Annotated in this window: 21 protein-coding genes and 2 tRNA genes; 16 read left to right on the top strand and 7 right to left on the bottom strand. The window is 38.9% G+C overall.

Annotated features, from left to right (window positions below; translation table 11 throughout):
* The first annotated feature begins 101 nt into the window (after positions 1-101).
* Positions 102-881 carry a photosystem II S4 domain protein gene (locus FJR05_RS18650; RefSeq protein ID WP_168645502.1) on the top strand — a complete coding sequence of 260 codons (780 nt, stop codon included), beginning with the start codon at positions 102-104 and terminating at the stop codon, positions 879-881.
* A gap of 69 nt (positions 882-950) precedes the next feature.
* A tRNA-Val gene (locus FJR05_RS18645) sits at positions 951-1024 on the top strand.
* A 298-nt stretch (positions 1025-1322) separates the two neighbouring features.
* Here the strand turns inward: FJR05_RS18645 and FJR05_RS18635 are convergent.
* Positions 1323-4043, bottom strand: coding sequence for a CBS domain-containing protein (locus tag FJR05_RS18635; RefSeq protein ID WP_168645501.1), 2721 nt, complete (start codon positions 4041-4043; stop codon positions 1323-1325).
* A gap of 339 nt (positions 4044-4382) precedes the next feature.
* Here FJR05_RS18635 and psbZ point away from each other — a divergent pair, with 339 nt between their 5' ends.
* The 9 genes from psbZ (at position 4383) to FJR05_RS18590 (ending at position 10469) form a co-directional block, all read left to right on the top strand.
* A complete protein-coding gene (psbZ, locus tag FJR05_RS18630; protein ID WP_168645500.1) occupies positions 4383-4571 on the top strand; it encodes a photosystem II reaction center protein PsbZ in 189 nt (62 codons plus the stop codon).
* 325 nt (positions 4572-4896) lie between these two features.
* Positions 4897-5388 carry a 6,7-dimethyl-8-ribityllumazine synthase gene (ribH, locus tag FJR05_RS18625; RefSeq protein ID WP_168645499.1) on the top strand — a complete coding sequence of 164 codons (492 nt, stop codon included), beginning with the start codon at positions 4897-4899 and terminating at the stop codon, positions 5386-5388.
* Positions 5389-5633: 245 nt separating this feature from the next.
* Positions 5634-5705 (top strand) — tRNA-Gly (locus FJR05_RS18620).
* 202 nt (positions 5706-5907) lie between these two features.
* Positions 5908-6315 carry a hypothetical protein gene (locus FJR05_RS18615; RefSeq protein ID WP_168645498.1) on the top strand — a complete coding sequence of 136 codons (408 nt, stop codon included), beginning with the start codon at positions 5908-5910 and terminating at the stop codon, positions 6313-6315.
* A gap of 4 nt (positions 6316-6319) precedes the next feature.
* Positions 6320-7585, top strand: a complete 1266-nt coding sequence (locus tag FJR05_RS18610) for a glutamate-5-semialdehyde dehydrogenase (protein WP_168645497.1) — start codon at positions 6320-6322, stop codon at positions 7583-7585.
* A gap of 140 nt (positions 7586-7725) precedes the next feature.
* Positions 7726-8856: a hypothetical protein gene (locus tag FJR05_RS18605; protein ID WP_217385629.1), complete on the top strand. Its 1131-nt coding sequence runs from the start codon at positions 7726-7728 to the stop codon at positions 8854-8856.
* A gap of 31 nt (positions 8857-8887) precedes the next feature.
* Positions 8888-9481, top strand: coding sequence for an ABC transporter permease (locus tag FJR05_RS18600; protein ID WP_168645495.1), 594 nt, complete (start codon positions 8888-8890; stop codon positions 9479-9481).
* On the top strand, positions 9478-10038 hold the full coding sequence (locus FJR05_RS18595) for a hypothetical protein (RefSeq protein WP_168645494.1): 561 nt from the start codon (positions 9478-9480) through the stop codon (positions 10036-10038). Before FJR05_RS18600 ends, FJR05_RS18595 begins: the two co-directional genes overlap by 4 nt.
* Positions 10039-10178: 140 nt before the next feature.
* Positions 10179-10469, top strand: a complete 291-nt coding sequence (locus FJR05_RS18590) for a 4a-hydroxytetrahydrobiopterin dehydratase (protein ID WP_168645493.1) — start codon at positions 10179-10181, stop codon at positions 10467-10469.
* Between the two features lie 117 nt (positions 10470-10586).
* On the opposite strand, the gene FJR05_RS18585 is transcribed toward FJR05_RS18590, so the two are convergent.
* Positions 10587-11618, bottom strand: a complete 1032-nt coding sequence (locus tag FJR05_RS18585) for a hypothetical protein (RefSeq protein ID WP_168645492.1) — start codon at positions 11616-11618, stop codon at positions 10587-10589.
* 232 nt (positions 11619-11850) lie between these two features.
* Here FJR05_RS18585 and folD point away from each other — a divergent pair, with 232 nt between their 5' ends.
* The 3 genes from folD to FJR05_RS18570 all read left to right on the top strand — a co-directional run bounded on the left by folD (position 11851) and on the right by FJR05_RS18570 (position 14467).
* Positions 11851-12726, top strand: coding sequence for a bifunctional methylenetetrahydrofolate dehydrogenase/methenyltetrahydrofolate cyclohydrolase FolD (gene folD / locus FJR05_RS18580; RefSeq protein WP_168645491.1), 876 nt, complete (start codon positions 11851-11853; stop codon positions 12724-12726).
* A 254-nt stretch (positions 12727-12980) separates the two neighbouring features.
* Entirely contained in the window at positions 12981-13919 is a 939-nt protein-coding gene (gene crtE, locus FJR05_RS18575; RefSeq protein ID WP_168645490.1) for a geranylgeranyl diphosphate synthase CrtE, read from the top strand.
* Positions 13920-14011: 92 nt separating this feature from the next.
* On the top strand, positions 14012-14467 hold the full coding sequence (locus tag FJR05_RS18570) for a divergent PAP2 family protein (protein WP_168645489.1): 456 nt from the start codon (positions 14012-14014) through the stop codon (positions 14465-14467).
* A gap of 32 nt (positions 14468-14499) precedes the next feature.
* On the opposite strand, the gene FJR05_RS18565 is transcribed toward FJR05_RS18570, so the two are convergent.
* From FJR05_RS18565 to FJR05_RS18550, 4 genes are all read right to left on the bottom strand, one after another.
* Complete coding sequence (locus FJR05_RS18565) at positions 14500-15189, bottom strand: hypothetical protein (protein WP_168645488.1); 690 nt, start codon at positions 15187-15189, stop codon at positions 14500-14502.
* A 130-nt stretch (positions 15190-15319) separates the two neighbouring features.
* Positions 15320-15649, bottom strand: a complete 330-nt coding sequence (locus tag FJR05_RS18560) for an MgPME-cyclase complex family protein (RefSeq protein ID WP_168645487.1) — start codon at positions 15647-15649, stop codon at positions 15320-15322.
* A gap of 356 nt (positions 15650-16005) precedes the next feature.
* Entirely contained in the window at positions 16006-16725 is a 720-nt protein-coding gene (locus tag FJR05_RS18555) for an ester cyclase (protein ID WP_168645486.1), read from the bottom strand.
* Positions 16726-16853: 128 nt separating this feature from the next.
* On the bottom strand, positions 16854-17576 hold the full coding sequence (locus tag FJR05_RS18550; protein ID WP_168645521.1) for a pyridoxine 5'-phosphate synthase: 723 nt from the start codon (positions 17574-17576) through the stop codon (positions 16854-16856).
* A gap of 124 nt (positions 17577-17700) precedes the next feature.
* Here FJR05_RS18550 and FJR05_RS18545 point away from each other — a divergent pair, with 124 nt between their 5' ends.
* Positions 17701-18339 carry a Uma2 family endonuclease gene (locus tag FJR05_RS18545; protein WP_168645485.1) on the top strand — a complete coding sequence of 213 codons (639 nt, stop codon included), beginning with the start codon at positions 17701-17703 and terminating at the stop codon, positions 18337-18339.
* A 192-nt stretch (positions 18340-18531) separates the two neighbouring features.
* The gene (locus tag FJR05_RS18540) at positions 18532-19329 is read left to right on the top strand and encodes a Uma2 family endonuclease (RefSeq protein WP_174783773.1); all 798 of its coding nucleotides are present in this window, start codon (positions 18532-18534) and stop codon (positions 19327-19329) included.
* Positions 19330-19428: 99 nt separating this feature from the next.
* Here FJR05_RS18540 and FJR05_RS18535 read toward each other — a convergent pair whose 3' ends face one another.
* Complete coding sequence (locus tag FJR05_RS18535) at positions 19429-20154, bottom strand: ABC transporter permease (RefSeq protein ID WP_168645484.1); 726 nt, start codon at positions 20152-20154, stop codon at positions 19429-19431.
* Positions 20155-20204 lie beyond the last annotated feature (50 nt).

The raw sequence follows: 20204 nt of genomic DNA, 5'->3' as shown, positions 1-20204 counted from the left end.
TGGTAATTGGTAATTGGTAATTGGTAATTGGGTAATTTTTTTCTTCTTTCTTCCTTCTTCCTCCTGACTCCTGACTCCTGACTCCTGACTCCTAAAAATTCATGCTACCTAGAGAAGAACTTTTAAAAGGTGTTGAAAACCGCGATACTATTGCCCGTGTAATTGATCAAGCAGATCAAGCTATAAAGACATGGGAAGTGGTATTTACAGATTTTTTGTCTCCGCCGGAGTTGGCGGAAATTCAACGGGTATTTAGCCGTTTAACGGAGGTGCATTCGGTAGCGTGGGGTGGATATCCACAGGCAGAAAGACAAAGGTTAGCGATCGCTCGTGCTGATTTACCATTAGATCAGTCTCAAGTGGCGATAGTGGCTTTAGAAATTGCTGGTAATTTCTTGTTTGATACAGCAAATCACCGGGATTTTTTAGGTGCAATGCTGGGAACGGGGATTGTGCGGGAAAAAACGGGAGATGTGATTGTATTGGGGGAAAGAGGGGCGCAGGTGATTGTCGTGCCTGAATTGGTAGAATTTTTAGAGATGAGTTTACAACAGGTGCGTTCTGTGCCTGTGAAAACCCGACGGATTGAGATTAATGAGTTAAAAATCCGCGAACCGAAGAAGAAGGAAATGACGACTGTGGAAGCTTCTTTGCGTTTAGATGCGGTGGCTTCGGCTGGGTTTGGGATGTCCCGCAGTAAAATGGTAGATTTGATTGACTCTAATGATGTGCGTGTCAATTGGAAGGAAGTCACCCAAGCAAGTTCCCACGTTAAAACAGGGGATTTAATCGCTATTCGCGGGAAAGGGCGGTTGGAAGTTGGGGAAATTGCCGTTACGAAAAAGGATCGCTATCGGGTGCAGTTGACTAGATATATGTAGAATATTATTTTGGTTTTATGTATTGACAGATTATATTTTATATGCTAACTTAATAATCTATGTCATTAAGGACGGTTAGCTCAGGTGGTTAGAGTACATCGTTGACATCGATGGGGTCGTTGGTTCGAGTCCAATACCGTCCATATTTTTAACGAAAAATTCAGTACTTATCGTTTCGCAGATTATAAAGAACAGGTAATTGATTTATTAATGAGAGTTTGTACAGTTAGCGTCGAAACAATGAATATAATGAACAAAATGGAATAATCATGTATTCATGTAGGTTGGGTTAAGCGACAGCGCGACCCAACAAAAGATTTAATAATTTTAGGTTTCATTCCATTGCTTTGTAACGCTGACGCGAACAACCCAACCTACTGGAAATTTACTAACGCCACGCTACGCGAACAGGATTAATGAATAAAACATCCTGTAAATCCTTTAATTCTCTAAATCCTGATTCAGACAATAATAATGCTGGGCTAAAAATTCTTGTGCTTCTGCTTTATCCCTAATTATACCATCTACAGTCGCAGTCAATAAATCATCAAGCATTTGTTTATATTGGGGACTAGGTTTATAACCCAATTGTTTTAAATCATTTCCATTTAATAGCGGTTGAATAGTTCCCCAATTTGTTAAATATTGCCAAATGCGTCTTCTGATTTTGCGGGGACTGTGTAAAGCAATTAAAATTAAAGTTTGCAAATCATATTTTCTGAGTAAATAGAGAGTTTGACTAGGTTTTTCAAAAGTCGGTAATAATGTAATTACTTCAAATTCAATTTGAGATAATTTATCTAATCTGATAATACTATCATCAGTTAATTGGAGATTTTTAGCTACTTTCCTGCGATATTCTGGTTGTAAATAGGCAATTAATACTTCTAAACGCATTTGCCAATTTATTAAAGTTTGTTTTTGGTCAAATTTCCTTAAACAGTGTTTTAATAAATTAAATTGTCGGCTAAGTTCTGAATCTAATTTTAAGGTAGGGTGAATACATTGTAAAGCTCCTAAATTATCCAGTAATTCTAAAGCTGATTGCCAATAATCTGCTGCTAATATATATTTTAATTCGGTTTTTAACCGAGTTTGCAAAGCTGGAGTTTTACTATTTTCTTGACTTGTTCGATCATAAACTCCGCTATTTATAGCATAACGAATATATGTTTCTGTTTGTGGTTCTATATCAAATCCAAAGCGCACTGCAAACCGCACACCGCGATAAATCCGAGTTGGATCTTCAATAAAACTATTAGCGTGTAAAATCCGAACTTGCTGATTTTGTAAATCTATAAAACCACCAAAAAAATCTAATAATTCACCAGCACGAGGAGAAGTTAACCTCAAAGCCATCGCATTAATCGTAAAATCTCGCCGATATAAATCTTGCCGAATAGAACTAGCCTCAACCTCTGGATTTGCTGCTGGATAAGGATAAAACTCAGTTCTGGCTGTGGCAATATCTACCCATAATGAGTCTAATACTAAATCTTTATGCCATAATAAAGCCGCAGTTTGAAATGCACCATGAATTTCTAATCTGGCATTTGGATAAATTTGCTGTAAGGCTTTAGCTAATTCTACACCTGCACCCACATCTGCGGTTTTATGAAAACCATCAACTACTAAATCAATATCATTAATCATCAAGTTGCGAGTTTCCGCTTCTGCTAATAGCAAATCACGGACAGCACCACCAACTAAATAAAGATGCCAACCTCGTTTTTCTGCTTCTTGAGATGCAATACTAAGTAATTGCCAAAGTTGAGGAGTCAGCCGTTTTTCTAATTCATTATTAAGTCCTAAATTTCGAGAATTATTTTCAATTGTTGATTCTAAATTTTTAATTGTCAGTTGATGTAATTCTCTTAAAATATCGGTGCGGGTGACAATACCAACTAATTGCCCATGATCTAATACTGGTAATCTGCCAATATCATAAGTCACCATTAAAGACTCAATTTCTGGTAAAGAAGTATCGGGGGTAATTGTCTTTAAATTATTTGTCATATAACCTTTAACTGGTGCATGACTAAACCCATGATGTAAAGCAATATCTAAATCCCGTCGGGAAATAATTCCAATTAATAAATCTTGGTTATTAACTATAGATAAACCTGAATGTCCATAACGTAATAAAATCCGCTGTGCTTCGGCTATGGTAGTTTCGGGGCGAATTGTTCGCACTGGCGAAGACATCAAATCTCTAGCTGTAGGCGGATGGGGAATTTGGGCTTTTAAACTATCTAATAATTGTTGTAAAATTGGTTGGGAATCTGTGGTGCGGAGGTTAAGAGATGCTGCTTGGGAATGTCCTCCACCACCATGAGGTTGAAATAAGGAATTAAGATTGGTTTGGGGAATTTGTGTTCTCCCAATTATTGTTAATCGCCAATCATCTTCACCTAAAGGATATTCATTTGCTAATAGTACAGCATCGGTTTCTGTTAAATCAATAATTTCGGAGGCTAAACTTGATAAACCTGGGATAAAACCATCGGTTTTTAGTGTTACCCAAGCAATGGTATATCCTCGTAAACAAAGATATTCTAAATTTTCTAAAGCTTCAGTTAATAATTGTTGTAGTTGTGGTGATAAACCAGGATCACGATAAGTAGAAATAACTGATAAATTTGCCCCTTGCTGCATTAACCAAGCTAAAGCTAAAGCGTCTCTGGCTGTAGATTGTTTATAGGTTAATGAACCTGTATCAACATGAATACCCAAAGCCATTACGGTTGCTTGGGCAGAATTTAAAGAAATATTATTTTTTTGTAATTCTTCTACCATTAAGGTAGTTGTAGCGCCCACTTCGTCAATATATAACTGGGTGCTGGGAATGTCTCTATTTTGTCCAAGATGATGATCATAAACGATGATTTCTTGGATATGGGGTAAATCAAACCAGATAGCGGCTTTACCGAGGCGATCGCGCTTTTGAGTATCCACAACCATTAAAGAGCGAATCTTTTCAGGATTTACCGAACGTCTTTCAATCAACGGGTACTCATCACGATGTAACGCTAGAAAGTCCCGCACAGGAGGATGTGCGCCCCCAGTCAAGACGATTTTACTCCCTGGTTTAAGACAAGTTAACCCCACCGCTGCCCCTAAAGCGTCAAAATCCGCAGTTGTGTGACAAAGAATTAAATCCATATATTTTAAGATAGGAGTCAGGAGTCAGGAGTCAGGAGTCAGGAGTCAGGAGTCAGAAGGAAGAAGGAAGGAAGTAGAAGTCAGAGAATATAATTTCTATCTTAATCATTTTCCCAGTCCCCAGTCCCCAGTCCCCAGTCCCCAATCCCCAGTCCCCAATCCCTGAAAGAAAAAAACAGATTGGAAGATCAGAAGTGAGCAACTGTTACAAACCAGACGTAAAATATTAATTGATCAGGCGATGCTTTATGAGTTCATAAGGTTCACTGAAAACCCTAAACTGTTTATACAGCGGCAGTTCTGGGAAAACTAAGATTTAGTTATGTTGGGAAAAACAAAATGAGCATAGTATTTCAAATCGCTTTAATATCATTAGTCCTGTTCTCCTTCGTGCTTGTGATTGGTGTACCTGTTGTTTACGCTACTCCTCAAAACTGGGTAGAATCTAAAAAACTACTCTGGGTTGGTTCAGGAATTTGGACGGCGTTAGTTGTGTTGGTTGCTATATTAAACTTCTTTGTGGTTTAGTTGAATGTTTTAACCGTTCACTAGCACCTACCATACACAGTAAATGAGCAGAAAAGCTCAGTAAAGAGTCAAAAAGCAAAAACTTTGTTTTTTCAATATCTTCGCCATTTTTTGTAGGTTGGATTAAGCGACAGCGCAAACCAAAGCATTTGTTGGGTTTCCTTACGTCAACCCAACCTACTAATCAGGGCTTTTTTTCAGTTTTGTGAAGGTATTGTTTTCTCAACGACTTTTTCCTGATTGTGCTTTCCTGCTCTTCTGTTTTGCTGGCAGAAAAGTATATTAGTAAAGCAGTTATTCTATCTAAATTTATTTAGAGGCAGTTATGGCAGTTTTTGAAGGAAATTTTCAGCACACCGAGTCTTTGCGCTTTGCATTGATCATCGCTCGCTTCAATGATCTTGTTACCTTGAAATTAGTAGAAGGATGTAAAGATTGCTTGAAACGTCATGGTATAGATCCTGAACCCGAAGGACAGCAGGTAGACTATGTTTGGGTTCCTGGTAGTTTTGAAGTTCCTAATGTAGCCCGTCAGTTAGCAATGTCTGGCCGTTATGATGCCATAATTTGCCTCGGCGCAGTCATTAAAGGACAAACACCGCATTTTGATTATGTATCGTCAGAAGTTTCTAAAGGTATTGCTGCGGCTAGTTTCCAAACAGGTGTGCCGGTGATTTTCGGCATTTTAACCACAGATACCATGCAGCAAGCCCTAGAACGAGCCGGAATCAAGAGTAATCATGGTTGGGAATATGCTATGAATGCTATAGAAATGGCTAGTCTCATGCGCCAATTACGCCCGAATTTAGCAAGTTAATTGGGTGGTGGGTAATGGGTAATAGGTGATGGGTAATAAGTGATTGGTAATTGGTAATTGGTAATTGGTAATTGGTAATTGGTAATAGGCAAAAGAATATTTCTCTCCCCCGCTCCCCTGCACCCCTGCACCCCTCCTGCTCCCCCGCTCCTCTGCACCCCTGCTCTCTGCCCCTCTAAAAATAATTTAATTCAGGGGTTGACAACTGAGAATATATCTGGAATAATAAGTTTATTGGTGATTTCGCGGGTGTAGCTCAGTGGTAGAGCGCAACCTTGCCAAGGTTGATGTCGTGGGTTCGAATCCCATCACCCGCTTTCTAGTTAAAGTTGATATGTTAAAATAAAACTAAAGATTTTCCATCTCTACTAGATTGGTAGATGATGGATTTTTAGGTTGGGAGTTTGTGAGAAAATTTCCCCGGCTATATCATTAGACGTAATTTTCAGGTTTCCCATGCTGATTTTCAGGAAAATTGGGGAATAATGTAAAAAACCGCCCAAGTTATTTATCTCGCTTGTGCAACCTCAAAAACCAGATAAAATTGATTTAAATACGGAATACGCTTGTCCTTGTCGTCGCAAGGGACAGTTAGTTCCCATTACACTTACAGAAGCGTTTGGATGCGATCGCTGTCAGCAGATTTTTGTTGTCGAAGAAAATGGATATGTATTGGAACAACTTTCTACTACTTATCCTTACAAGCGTGCTTGGCGCTGGAAAGGCAATAATTGGCAAATTGTTCAACCCCGATTAGGACAAAACTATTTGCCCATAGCACTCAGCATTATTTTTGTGTTAGTGATTATATGGCTACCATTAGCCCTACGATTAGCTAATAGTTCCAACATCATAGCTTGGGCAATTGTAGCAGTGCTATTGGTAATTCTGCCAGCACTAATGGTCTGGCTTACTTACAGACGTTAACTCCATGACAGGTGAAGTGATTGATGATTACCCCGAACCTATGACAAGTGCTAACCGCGCTTTTCAGGCTTCCTTAAAATTGGGAACGACTAAGGGGATAGATAGGAGTCGCGCTGTGTTAGCAATGGCACAAGCGATAGAAAGTGATTTTGATGAGATTCTCGAAGCTAATACTCTGGATTTAGAAGCAAGTCGAGAAATGGCAGTTCCCGAATTAATTTTGGACTGGTTGAAGCTAACTCCCTCTCGGTTGGAGAATACGATTAAGATTCTGCAACGATTGGGAGAATTATCTGATCCTTTACGACGGGTGAGAACTGCTGATTATCAACAGGAAGACTCTCAAAGCTATACTCAATTGATGCCTTTGGGGGTAATTGCCTTTATTTATGAGGCTTTCCCGGATTTGGGGGCGATCGCTGCTGGTTTTTGCATAAAAACGGGCAATAGTATTATTCTTAAAGGTAGTACGGAAGCTAGTAATTCTAATACGGCGATCGCTAACGCCCTGCAAACAGCCATTACAAAAGTCGGATTACCCGCAGGTTGTGTAGAATTAATCACCGCTGAACATGGTGCTTCAGTGCGAGATTTAGTTACCCAAGATCAGTATTTAAGTTTAGTTATTCCCTATGGACGTTCCAGTTTAATTCAACAGGTAGTTAGACAAGCAACCTGCCCAGTATTAAAATCAGCAATGGGTAATTGTTACTTATATTGGTCGCTTAATAGTAGCTTAGAAATGATTCGCTGGATGATTATGGATAGCCATGAAGGCGAACCAGATCAAGTCAATGCCATTGAAAAAGTTTTAGTGCATCGTCAAGCCTTGCCATCTTCCTTATCAGTGCTGTGGGGTAGTTTAAAAGAAAAAGGTTTTCAACTCAAAGGAGATGCAGAATTAGTTGCAGCATTTCCTCAATTGCAATTAGCCAAAGATGAAGAATGGGGAACACCTTATTTAACCAAAACAGTAGCTTTTAAGTTAGTAGATAGTTTAGAAAGTGCGATCGCTTGGATTAATCAATATAGTAGCAGTCATGCGGATAGTATTGTCACAGAATCCTACCAAGAAAGTCGCCAATTTGCATTAGGAGTAAATAGTGCTTCCACCTACATAAATGCTTCCCCTCGTTTTTTCCGTCACTCCTCACGGGGAGAAGCTGTATTTTTAGGAATGTCCAATCAAAAAGGACATCGCCGGGGATTTATCAGTTTGGAGACTTTGACGACGGTGAAGCACATTGTTCAGGGAAATGGACGGTTTTAATAGTGAGTTGTGAGAAATAAAACTGTTATATATTTATAATAGTCATTAAAGATATTCAGCTATTTCTCACAGTACACACAATTTCGTAAACAGAGAGTTTAAGTTATATGTCAAACCGACTAAAGCTTTTTCGGGAAAGGATGGCAGCTTTTGAGGGTGCAGCAAATCCATCAGAAGCAATTAAAAGTGGTTATTATGTCCACGCACCAGGAAAATTACTTGTAGATAATATCTCAAATCGTATAGCTTTGCGCCCGTCTTCTTCACATCTTCTTTTAGGAGGAATTGGATCTGGGAAAACCACTCAATTATTAGTTGCTTGTCAGCAAATTAATGAGATAGAAGATATTCATGCAATATATCTAGATGTTAGTTTTTATCCAGATGTATCAAAAATAACTAGTGGAGTTCTAACTACAATGGCAGGTCTACAACTTGCTGAACTTCTAAAAGATAGTGAAGATGAAAATATCCAGAAATATATCAGAGAAATTCGTGAACTAGCCTATGGCTATGAAGAAAATATATTCATAAATCTGCCGTTTAAAACTGTAAAACATAAAGGTATTATTACAGATATATCTGAACTATACGGCATCAATATACGGTTGCTAGAAATATTTAATAATTTGGTTAAAGCTACATCAGAAATATATGGAAATATTGTTTTTCTAATTGATGGTCTAGACAGATTATATGATTCTAAAACTTTTATACAACTTGTGTCTACGGATGTCAAATCTATATCATCTGCGGGTACTGGAATAGTCGTAGTCGGTCCATTAACTATAATTTATGGTGACTACCGTGATACTGTAAGTGAACAGTTAGATTATTTTTGCTATCAGCCATTTTTTGATGTAGAGAATGATTCTGAATCTTATAGTTTTTTTGAAAACATTATTAAAGCTAGAACATCTGAAAATTTTATAGAAGAATCAGCAATTCAATCGTTGATTTACTTTTCTGGTGGAGTTTTACGAGATTTCATTAATTTGATACAAACCTCAATTGAGGAAACATACTTGTCAGGTGAAGATGAGGTAAGAGAAAAACAACTCGTCAAGGCTGTTGAGTCTTTTAGTAGCAATCAGTTGCGTGGTGTTTCCGATGCAGAGTTGAATATTCTTAAGCAAATTATTAAGCAAGAAATATTTATTCCCAGAACTGAAGAAGACTTAAGATTACTTGTAAGAAGACTAATTCTTGAATATAGAGATCCAAAAATACGCTATGCAGTTCATCCAGCTATTAAACCACTACTAACATAAATAAACAAATATTTAGTTTAAAAAAATTAAAATGATTAATTTAAGTAAATCAGTTTCTATTGATGAATTTTTACAGAGAATTGGTTCACAGCCAATTGAAGGAAATACTTGGTCAGCACTCATTACTTCAAATTTAGATGGTCAGCAATTAGTTGATGATTTACAAGAAACACTTAGCATTTTTGCAGAATGTGAAGTGGGATGCTTTTCTGCAAATTCTGAAACTAATACTTTAGTAGACAAAATTATTAATGCAACTGAAGATTATTTAATTCTGTGGAACTTTGAAGAATGGAATAAAAATAATTGGTATGAATTTGATTGTATGAGAAGTTCCTTGATGAGAAAACGTGGATTAGTGCTGATTTTATCACCAGAATCAGCAAAAACTATGTTTTCTTATGCTCCAAATATTGTTAGTTGGCTCGGTTTTAGGGTATATTCATTTTTAAAAGATACAGAATTACTCAGTTTTGAAGAAATTCAGGAAAGACTAGCGACACTTCAAGAATGGTCAGGTTACACTGACTCTCAAATAATTGAAATGGCTGAAACGCAAACTTTACCACCTGAATCTGAATATGCTGAATGGCTTGTCCTTCTGGAAAGGGGAGATTTAATTTGAGCAGTAAGAGTGACTGGGAGCAAATTTGTGAGAATGTACAAGCACGATTATTAGAAAAGACTCCCCTAACAGTGAAAAGTGCTAACTTCTTGCGAAGTGAGATTTTGAGATGTTTAACAAAAGCCTGTGATGATAAACTTTTAAACAAAGAATATTATTCTAAAATTCATGCACTACTCAAAAAGACACCAAAGAGTAAAGGACTTATTGAAATAACTGGAGGACAAAGAAACTTTAAGCGACTTAAAGAAATTCCCCATTTTGAAAGATTTGATGGTTGCTGGTTTGATTTTGCAATTTTAGTGGATGAAAATATTAGACCCGCTGAAATTATTGCTTTTGACTTTGAGATTAGATTTTTAGAAGATAACCCAACTAAATTTTTACGCTTTGATCTAAATTTACCAGAACACAATAATGACAATCAAGGAAAACGATTTCATTTACATCCAGGTAATGATGACTTAATGATTCATGCTTCCCCAATGTCACCACTAGAAATTCTGCATTTATTTTTATATGACTTAAAAATGCCTGAACGTCCACGCAGTTCATAGGAACTTGTAATTGTCAGAATCAGGATCTTATGAATCTGCTATATCTACGAATATTACTCAAAAGATAGAAGCTCAAACACACAAAAAAGATGATAATCAAATAGGATTAGTATCTATAAATCTCTGTGTAGGTGAGAAAAATGGCAGCACAAAAATTAAGCGAAACTGAACTATCATTAGCCCTGAATAGTTTACCAGGATGGCAAATCAAAGAAGGCAAATTATACAAAGAATATAAATTTAGCTCTTTTGCAACGGCGTTAGGTTGGATGGTTAGTGCGGGTGTTCACGCGGAAAAACTTGGGCATCACCCGGAATGGTTCAATGTTTATAATACTGTTCAGGTTAATCTTATTACCCACGATATCGGTAATGCTATCAGCAATTTGGATGTGGAATTGGCGAAGAAAATGGAGGAATTAGCACAGTAAGACTGGGGATTGGGGACTGGGGACTGGGGACTGGGGACTGGGGACTGGGGACTGGGAAGGAGTTTGATTAATTACCAATCACCAATCACCAATCACCAATCACCCATTACCAATTACTTAACTCGTTTCCTGAATCTGTAATCTAATTGTGTGTTCTATTGTCCCGCTTAATTGCAGTTCCATGATTTCTCCTCCTAGTGGTTCTATGCAGGTGAGGAGCGATCGCAAATTGGGTGTACTTGCACCAGTATCTACATATAATCTATCTGCTAAACTACTGATTTTTTTCCAGGTCATATACAATTTGCCAATGGTTTGTTCAATTTGTGATGCCTGATTTACCAAGTCAGCAGCAATACTTAAACAACCGACTCTCTGGGCTTCTTCTAATGCGGTTTCAATATCTACGTCTTCAGCGATTAAGGCTTGCACTTGGGCGGCAGATTTGAGGTACTTGGCTAATTGACGGGCTTCTGATGTGGCTTGTTTAACTGTATCAACGTCAGGATTGGCGGCTATATCCCTTTGTAATGCCTTTTGGTGCAATTCGGGCAGTTTTTCCATTTCCTTGACCAGAGGGGCAATGTAGCGCGGAGGCAGACTGTTATCTGCGGCTTTTTCCCTGACTTCTTCTGGTAATAACTCTGAGGACATGGCTGTCCATTCGTCGCTGAGTTGGCGGACTTCTCTGCGGGTAATGCGATCGCCTTTTTCTGCGGCTTCACTGACCATCTGTTGCACTTCTGGTGAGGCTTTGGCGGTTTCTACAAATGCCCGTTTACTGAAGTTATTAACTGTATCTGGGTTGAGTTTGCCATCGGATATCAAAGTATCAGCACTATTGGCTAATTGAATCCAACTGTATGCCTGGGTTTTGCTGATTTCTCGTTCTTTAAGCCATTTGAGAAAGCCTGTACCACGTCCATCTCCGCCTTTTTTCTCACGGTCACGAATAGAGCGTAAAATGCGACCACGCCAAATTTCTGTTTGCAAGTCAAAGCGATCGCATACCTGCCATGCTACATCAAGTTGTTGTAAAAAATCGGACTCAGGAATTTGTTCATCTTCTGGATCAGGCAATGCAAAGTCTAAATCTGCCGGCTGTTGGAGTGCAGCAGCAATATCATTCATAGAGTCGGTATCTTGCACGATGGTAGCTGGTTGGGGGTATGCGATTTAGCTTATGTTCACACAATTTGTCTCTAGAAAATTGGTGAGATAAAGCAATTAAGTATTTTACTTTAAAAATTAAATTTTAGGTGACTGGGAAAATGAGAAAATGGAGTTGTCATTGGTCAGTTGTCAGTTGTCAGTGGTCATTGGTCATTGGTCAGTTGTCAGTTGTCAGTGGTGAATATTATTCACCTGTCCTCTATTCCTTATGAAACAAATTGCGAAAATCCTTGATGGTAAAGCATTAGCCGATAAAATTCAGCAAGAACTTAGTGAGACAATTGCCAAATTACAAGGTAAAATTGGGCGATCGCCTGGATTAGCGGTATTAATGGTGGGAGATAACCCAGCATCAGCCGCTTATGTTCGTAACAAAGAGAAATCCTGTGCTAAAGTTGGGATTACCTCTTTTGGTAAACACTTTCCTGCCCAAACCAGCCAAACTGAATTAGAGGAAGTAATTGCCCAACTCAACGAAGATGATCAAGTAGACGGGATTTTGGTTCAGTTACCCCTTCCCAATCATTTAGATGCCGTCAGTCTATTACATAAAATTGCCCCGGATAAAGACGCTGATGGACTCCACCCCGTGAACTTAGGACGACTGGTACGAGGTGAAACCGGTTTACGCAGTTGTACTCCTGCTGGTGTGATGCGATTGTTAGCAGAATATAAAATTCCTTTAGAAGGCAAAAAAGCCGTAGTTGTCGGCCGGAGTATTTTAGTAGGCAAACCTATGGCTTTGATGTTACTAGAAGCTAATGCTACAGTTACCATTGCCCATTCTAAAACCCAGGATTTACAAGATATTACCAAAGATGCTGATATTCTCATTGCTGCTACTGGCATTCCGGGAATGATTAATGCCCAGATGGTAAAACCGGGCGCAATTGTGGTAGATGTGGGAATAAATCGGGTGACAGATAGCAATGGCAAAAGCCGATTAGTTGGTGATATTCAGTTTGAAGCGATCGCTAATGTGGCAGAATATATTACCCCTGTTCCCGGTGGTATTGGTCCAATGACAGTAGCCATGTTATTGCAAAATACTGTTTCTAGCTATTTACAAACAACAAGCAACTGAGAAATAATTTTTATGAATATTCATGATTCCTCACCAAAACAGGTAATCAATTTGGGATTTTAGATGAATCCACAAATGAGTTCGGAGGCGTTAAAACCATTTGAGAGTTTAAATTTTAACTCTTCAATCCAAAATCTAAAATCCTGTGAGTGTTTCCGCCCCAAACCCCCGTAAAATTGGTACACAGATAGCGAAGCGCTCCGCCGGAACCACAAACAACCCAATATTTTCAAAAGTCAAGAGGAATACAAAGCATGGTAGCAACGGATAAAAGATTGGAAACCCCCAAAAAATCAGAATCAGCTAGTTTTAACCTCGCTACCTATCTCAAAGAACGACAACAGCTTTGCGAACAGGCTTTGGATAATTCCATTACCGTCGTCTATCCAGAAAAGATTTATGAAGCCATGCGCTACTCACTCTTAGCTGGAGGTAAACGAGTTCGTCCTATTCTCTGTCTCGCTACTGCCGACATGATTGGTGGCACAATAGAAATGGCCATGCCTACAGCTTGTGCCGTAGAAATGATTCATACCATGTCATTGATTCATGATGATTTACCCGCAATGGATAACGATGATTATCGTCGCGGTAAACTCACAAATCATAAAGTCTATGGTGAAGATGTTGCTATTTTGGCAGGAGATGGTTTATTAGCTTTAGCCTTTGAACACGTAGCAGCCCAAACTCCTACAAATGTACCCAGAGATAGAGTATTACAAGTCATCATTCGTCTGGGTAAAGCACTAGGCGCGGCTGGCTTAGTCGGTGGTCAAGTGGTAGATTTAGAATCCGAAGGTAAACCCGATATTTCCTTAGAAACCCTGAATTTTATTCATAATCATAAAACAGCAGCCCTGTTAGAAGCTTGCGTAGTTTGTGGGGGAATTATTGCTGGTGCATCCGCTGAAGATGTGCAAAAATTAACTCGTTATTCTCAAAATATTGGTCTGGCTTTCCAAATCATTGATGATATTCTAGATATCACCGCTACCCAAGAGCAGTTGGGTAAAACCGCGGGGAAAGACCTCACAGCCCAGAAAGTTACCTATCCTAGTCTGTGGGGAATTGACGAATCTCGCGCCAAAGCCCAACAACTGGTTGCTGAAGCTTGTGCTGAATTAGAATCCTATGGTGAAAAAGCCATTCCTTTGCAAGCGCTCGCCCACTTTATCACCAGTCGTAATCACTAAGCCTAATTTGGGATTTTGGCTAAATTTTGGCTTCTCCTGACGTTTTCCTCCATACAACCACTACTCACACTTACTAACTTCACCAAAATACCATGCAGGACATAGGCGAAATTATCAACAACCGCGTGCTGCTGGTTGCTCTTGTAGCTTGTTTTGTAGCTCAAGGATTAAAGCTTATCGTTGAGCTAGTTAAACATCGCAAGTTCAACGTGCGTGTTTTAGTGACTACTGGAGGTATGCCCAGCGCCCATTCAGCCCTAGTAACAGCCCTAGCAGACGGTTTAGGTCAAACTTTAGGTTGGGCATCCCCAGAATTTGCTCTAGCTACAGTTTTTGCTATCATCGTTATGTACGATGCCGCTGGAGTGCGTCAAGCTGCCGGCAAGCAAGCAAAAATACTCAATCAAATGATTGATGAATTATTCCATGAAAAACCGGACTTTTTTCAAGACCGTCTCAAGGAATTATTAGGACATACACCAGTTCAAGTTATCGCTGGTTCGGTTTTAGGTATAGCTATTTCTTGGTTAGCACGGGCTGTATATTAATCAGTTGTCAGTTGTCAGTTGTTAAATAACTTTTAACGGACATTTGAGCGTAGTAATACTACTTTACGACTATCAACTAAAATAGCTACAAATCCGCTTTCGCTAAGTTTTTTTAATGTATTGTATGCTTCTTTTTGGTTGGTAGTATAAACTGCCAATAGGTAAGGGCGTTGTCCATAGGAAACAAAACCTACATCACCTCCTACGGATTTTTGCAAACTACTAACCATTTCTGGACGGTTGAAATAATCAACCAGAATTGCATAACCTTCCCCTAATATTTTGGGGTTGTAGCTGATTTTTGCAGTTGTTACTTTTGCAGTTGTCTGTGGTATTTGTTGAGGTGCTTGTTGAGGCGTTTGTTGAGGTGCTTGTTGAGGTGCTTGTTGTGTAGCGCGAGTGGTAATAATGGCAGACAAACCAACTATATTCTGAATATACCTTGCCCAACGATTGGCATCATCAATCTTTTTAAAACCACCAATCCGGGTTACTGTTTGATTGTTATATTTACAAATAACTGTTTTTAATTCAGTCGGTAATGCACTACGCAACTGTTTTTGATTTTCAGTTGTGGGACTTATCACTAATAATAGATATTCCCCCTGATTTGGTTGTTGACAATTAGCAAGATTTTGTTGAGCAATCACAGGATTAATATTGCTAATTAAAGGGAATACTGATAGTAATAACACACTTGGCAAGATTTTTAATATTTGCATAAATTGGTAATTGGTAATTGGTAATTGGTGATTGGTAATTGGTAATTGGTAATTGGTAATTGGTAATTGGTAATTGGTAATTGGTAAACTCTTTCTTCCCTGTTCCCTATTCCCTGTTCCCTGTTCCCTATTAAGAAACTGTACTGAGAGATGCTAAGGGATTGGGTATGCTATCAGAAGGGGCGGAAAATTCACCAGTAATCACATACTCTAAGCGCAGTTTTAGCCAGGTAATAAATTGGGCATTGGTGGAAATAATCGCTGCCGCAGGTTGGGGACATTTCTTTTTAATATCTTTCATTTCTACTGCTTCTAAAAAAGCGGGTTGCTTAATCAACCAAAAATCAATTTCTTTTTCTTGTTCATGATAGTTACGAGTCCGTTCTTTGAGAACTTCTTCTATCGGTTCTTCTTCCATAAGAAAGTGTTGACTGGCCAAAACGTAATAGTATGTTTTCATTGTCTTTGCTTGCTGACTAATCTATAATTTTAGGGTACGGCGGTAAGATCCCCGACTTCTAGTATTAATTCATCATTTATAAGACTTACGCAAGTGTCACACTAAAAATCTGTTGTAGGGTGCGTCAGATTGCATAAATCCCGCAAACAAACAGATTACTGATATCTGACGCACCTAAAAATCTGTTGTAGAGTGCGTCAGACTGCATAAATACTGCAAATAAACAGATTGTTGATATCTGACGCACCCTACCAATGTGCCAGTTGCGTAAGTCCTAATTTCTGGAAATCATGAAAGCAGAAGTCGGGGATCTGCTATAATTTTAAGCTAGAGTGTTGAATCTGTACCCTGAGTAATTAACTTTTCTTCAATCCCTTAAACCAAGAACCAAAAGGACAACCACTGCCCTTATTTTCACTATTTTCTAGTTTGCCACCTGCTGTCAGGCTTTCTAAGAATAGGGCATTATCAAAATAGTGTTCTAAGGAAACAATTTTTAAATCTTCGGTGACATGAGCAACACTCATACCGATAATTTCTACTGTTTTCCCTGTGGGTGCATAATCTTTATATTTACCCTGAAAATGTCCCCAGTGTCTCCATTTAAATGTAACATTCGGTGGACCAGAATAAACCGCTAACACTTCCCAGGGGAAACCTTGGGGGAAGGTACTATGAAAGATATCATGGGAAGATTCAAAACTTTCCTCTGAAGCTTTGTAATGTTCGGAATCAGCCATAAATAAATTATAAGTACCTGATTTACCTAACTCAGCAGCGGTGTATTCTGGACTACCATTGCTTGTTACCCGGAATTTGTCATTGACGATAGATAACCACTGTGCGGGGTTAGTTTTCCATGACACTTCCATTTCAAAGGTTCTTACGAGATTTTCCACTATAGCTTCTAGTGTACCTTCGAGATGATGGTGAATACTCTCTTTCGCTAGGTTTTGCTGAGAACAGCTATAGTCAGGGGGTTTTTGATTACGCCATTGAGCATCAGTGCTGGCTGCGATTACTTTAGCTCTATCTTGTACCCATAAGGGTAGGTTGTTAGACTGTTGAGAGGTCATAGTAGTTTGAAGTTTCCAAATTTGACTCTAATTTTCTGGAATTACGCAGCTACAACCCCTCTAGGAATGGAGATTGGGGACTGGGGACTGGGGACTGGGGACTGGGGAGTAATTTTTATAATCACCAATTACCAATTACCCCGCATTGCCTCTTTCATTTCCCGGACTGCTCTTTCCATACCGACTAAAGCTGCCCGACTGATGATAGTATGACCAATATTAAGTTCTTCCATGCCTGGAAGGGCGGCAATGGGGTAAACGTTCCAGTAAGTGAGTCCATGACCGGCATTCACGCGCAACCCAGCTTTAATGGCTTGTTCACAGCCTTGGGCTAATAAAGCTAGTTCTTTTTGGCGAGTTGTTTCGTCTTTGGCTTCCGCATATTGTCCTGTATGTAGTTCAATAAATTTGGCTTTTACCTTGACAGATGCCTCAATTTGTGGTGGTTCGGCATCAATAAACAAACTGACGGGAATGCCGGCGTTTTGCAATTTATCAACTATCTCCCCTATTCTAGCAATTTGTCCGACAATATTTAAACCACCTTCTGTTGTTACCTCTTCCCGTTTTTCTGGGACTAGGGTAACATAATCGGGTTTGATATCGAGAGCGATCGCTAACATTTCTGAGGTTGCTGCCATTTCTAAGTTTAAATGGGTTCTCACTGTTTGCCGCAATAGCCGCACGTCTCGATCTTGAATATGTCTTCTATCTTCGCGTAAATGGGCGGTAATGCCATCAGCACCTGCTAATTCTGCTAATACTGCTGCTGCTATGGGGTCTGGTTCTACTGTCCGCCGTGCTTGACGAATGGTAGCGATATGGTCAATATTAACACCGAGTGTAGGCACGCCTGGTTTCTCCTGTTTAACGGTTCTTTTGATGTTAATTTTACAGGAAATATCAATTGTGCGGTGAATGGTCATATTATAAAGAAAGATAATTCTTAAAAACTTGGATAATCTTTGAGGCGATATGCTTTTAGAACTGCAACAAATTATTGTCAATCCAGGTCAACAAATGTTACTCAAGGATATTAGTTGGCAGCAGTTAGAAAAGATTTTGGAGGAAATGGGAGAAAGACGTGCAGCGCGTATTTCTTATAGTGATGGTTGGTTAGAAATTATGGTTCCTTTACCTGAACATGAAAAAGATAAAGAACTTCTTGGTGATTTAGTTAAACTTTTATTAGATAAACTCCAAATTGATTGTGAACCTTTTGGTTCGACGACACTTAAAAATGAAAGAATGCGGCAAGCTGTAGAACCAGATACCAGTTTTTATATTCAAAATCAAGCTGCTGTAATTGGCAAAAATCGGATTGATTTAAATATAGATCCACCACCAGATTTAGCCATTGAAATTGATATTACTTCTCGGACTCGATTTGAGAATTATGAAATTTTGGGAGTTCCTGAACTGTGGCGATATCAACAACAAGGTTTGGAGATTTTCTTGTTACAGTCAGGAAAATATATAAAATCTTCATTTAGTCCTAATTTTCCGAATATTCCCATTATTGAATTAGTTAATGAATATGTACGGCAGTGTTTAACTATTGGGAGAAGTCAGGCTATGCGGAATTTTAGGAGTTGGGTTAAGGAGAATTTGTAACTATAGCGGTTATCGTTCGGACTCAATACAATTGAGGGCGGGGTTTCCCCGCCCCTGCAGGTTTTAAGATTTGCTGATTGTATCTCACTCAAGTGCATACCGCTATATTTCTTATTTGTACATTTTAATTTACTAAGCTCCAAGAAGATTATTATAGAAGTTTAGGCTTGATGAAAAAGGCGATAATCACTCATGACTACCGAAAAGAATCTAGCCATTGTTGACAGGGAAGACTCATCCACACATTTTGTGTTTGACGATGGTGAAACCCATAACCCGCCAACAGATTTAATATTTGATGATGGTGAACCCTTGGAATCATATAGACACCGGACTGGAATGAATGTCCTTATCCGATCATTGCAGCAGCTTTGGTGCGATCGCAATGATTATTTTACTGGGGGTAATATGTTTATTTATTACAGCAGCGCCCAGGTTCGCAATCGTGATTTTCGTGGTCCTGATTTCTTTGTTGTTCTCAATGTTGATGGTACTAACACTCGACAAGGTTGGGTGGTTTGGGACGAAAATGGTCGCTATCCTGATGTAATTGTGGAATTAATGTCACCTTCTACAGCAGCAATAGATAAAGGCATTAAAAAAGACCTTTATGAACAGACTTTTCGTACCTCGGATTATTTTGTCTATGATCCATTTAATCCTCATTCTTTACAAGGATGGCATTTAGATGATAACCAAAAGTACCAGCCGTTAATTCCCAATGAACATGGTTGGCTATGGAGTAGACGTTTAGGTTTATGGTTGGGAACTTGGGAAGGAACGGTAGAAAGGGAAACTACAATTTGGGTGCGGTTTTATGATGCTGCTGGTAATTTAGTTTTATTGCCAGAGGAAGCAGCTAAATCTCAAGCAGAAGCAGCTAAATCCCAAGCAGAAATAGCTAAATCTCAAGCAGAAGCAGCTAAGGCAAAAGCAGATAGGTTGGCTGCTAGATTACGAGAATTGGGTGAAAATCCAGATATGTTGTAATCGTTAGGTTTCCCAAATCCCTGGCTTCTAAGGATAAGTCACAATTTCTGGAGACGATGACAACAGAAGTCGGGGATCTTAATTCTTGCTGGTGTCCAATTAACTGGAAGCACTAGTATAAAAACGGAGAGCAAACCGCCAAAACTGAGTAGAAATGAAAAACAAGATCAAAGCTAATAGTCCTGCACCCAATAACCAGGTAAATTGAATTTGACCTAACATAGCTTGGGCGGGAATTGTAGTTAAAAAAGCTACTGGTACTACGAAGGTAAAGAAAAAACGATAAGCAGCAGGATAACCCGTTATTGGGTATCTTCCAGCCTCTAAAACTCCTCGTAATACTTCAGTAATATTATATATTTTCACGAACCAAATGCTAGTCGCTCCTAGTATAAACCACAAGCTATAAAGAATAACTAAACCGCAAGTCAACGGAAAGATCGTCAGTAAGTATTTGTCAATTCCTAAGTTAAGTTTTGTACCAGCATAGGCAATGATCAATAGTCCAAAGATTAAATCTGGTATTCCCCAGGGGGAAATGGTATGAAGAGATAACCAAAACTGACTACGAATAGGTTTTAATAATACAAAGTCTAAAGTCCCTTCTTGGACATGGCGCACAATCTGATTTAAGTTAGGAGCTAGGAAAGTAGCAGAAAAGCCTTGTAATAGGGTAAAAAAGCCTAAAACTACTAAAGCTGCATTCCATGACCAGCCTGTAAAAGTGTAACCTGTCCGGTAAAATAGGAATAAACTGAAAATACTACCAATTAAGTTACCTAAGCTACTGATAGCATAAATGATAAAATTAATACGATACTCCATTTCTGCGGAAATGGCAGCACTCTAGTGTGTTAATTCTGTGAATCCTTTAC

Source organism: Dolichospermum sp. UHCC 0259, from assembly GCF_009711935.1.
Taxonomy (GTDB): domain Bacteria; phylum Cyanobacteriota; class Cyanobacteriia; order Cyanobacteriales; family Nostocaceae; genus Dolichospermum.
The sequence above is the reverse complement of the archived record's forward strand: the minus strand, read 5'-3'. Positions and strand labels throughout refer to the sequence as shown.

What these genes read in the sequence shown, in the direction of transcription:
- FJR05_RS18650 (WP_168645502.1), top strand. Translation starts at nt 102, where the DNA reads ATGCTACCTAGAGAAGAACTTTTAAAAGGTGTTGAAAACCGCGATACT.
- FJR05_RS18635 (WP_168645501.1), bottom strand. Translation starts at nt 4,043, where the DNA reads ATGGATTTAATTCTTTGTCACACAACTGCGGATTTTGACGCTTTAGGG.
- psbZ (WP_168645500.1), top strand. Translation starts at nt 4,383, where the DNA reads ATGAGCATAGTATTTCAAATCGCTTTAATATCATTAGTCCTGTTCTCC.
- ribH (WP_168645499.1), top strand. Translation starts at nt 4,897, where the DNA reads ATGGCAGTTTTTGAAGGAAATTTTCAGCACACCGAGTCTTTGCGCTTT.
- FJR05_RS18610 (WP_168645497.1), top strand. Translation starts at nt 6,320, where the DNA reads ATGACAGGTGAAGTGATTGATGATTACCCCGAACCTATGACAAGTGCT.
- FJR05_RS18605 (WP_217385629.1), top strand. Translation starts at nt 7,726, where the DNA reads ATGGCAGCTTTTGAGGGTGCAGCAAATCCATCAGAAGCAATTAAAAGT.
- FJR05_RS18600 (WP_168645495.1), top strand. Translation starts at nt 8,888, where the DNA reads ATGATTAATTTAAGTAAATCAGTTTCTATTGATGAATTTTTACAGAGA.
- FJR05_RS18590 (WP_168645493.1), top strand. Translation starts at nt 10,179, where the DNA reads ATGGCAGCACAAAAATTAAGCGAAACTGAACTATCATTAGCCCTGAAT.
- folD (WP_168645491.1), top strand. Translation starts at nt 11,851, where the DNA reads ATGAAACAAATTGCGAAAATCCTTGATGGTAAAGCATTAGCCGATAAA.
- crtE (WP_168645490.1), top strand. Translation starts at nt 12,981, where the DNA reads ATGGTAGCAACGGATAAAAGATTGGAAACCCCCAAAAAATCAGAATCA.
- FJR05_RS18570 (WP_168645489.1), top strand. Translation starts at nt 14,012, where the DNA reads ATGCAGGACATAGGCGAAATTATCAACAACCGCGTGCTGCTGGTTGCT.
- FJR05_RS18565 (WP_168645488.1), bottom strand. Translation starts at nt 15,189, where the DNA reads ATGCAAATATTAAAAATCTTGCCAAGTGTGTTATTACTATCAGTATTC.
- FJR05_RS18560 (WP_168645487.1), bottom strand. Translation starts at nt 15,649, where the DNA reads ATGAAAACATACTATTACGTTTTGGCCAGTCAACACTTTCTTATGGAA.
- FJR05_RS18555 (WP_168645486.1), bottom strand. Translation starts at nt 16,725, where the DNA reads ATGACCTCTCAACAGTCTAACAACCTACCCTTATGGGTACAAGATAGA.
- FJR05_RS18545 (WP_168645485.1), top strand. Translation starts at nt 17,701, where the DNA reads ATGCTTTTAGAACTGCAACAAATTATTGTCAATCCAGGTCAACAAATG.
- FJR05_RS18540 (WP_174783773.1), top strand. Translation starts at nt 18,532, where the DNA reads ATGACTACCGAAAAGAATCTAGCCATTGTTGACAGGGAAGACTCATCC.
- FJR05_RS18535 (WP_168645484.1), bottom strand. Translation starts at nt 20,154, where the DNA reads ATGGAGTATCGTATTAATTTTATCATTTATGCTATCAGTAGCTTAGGT.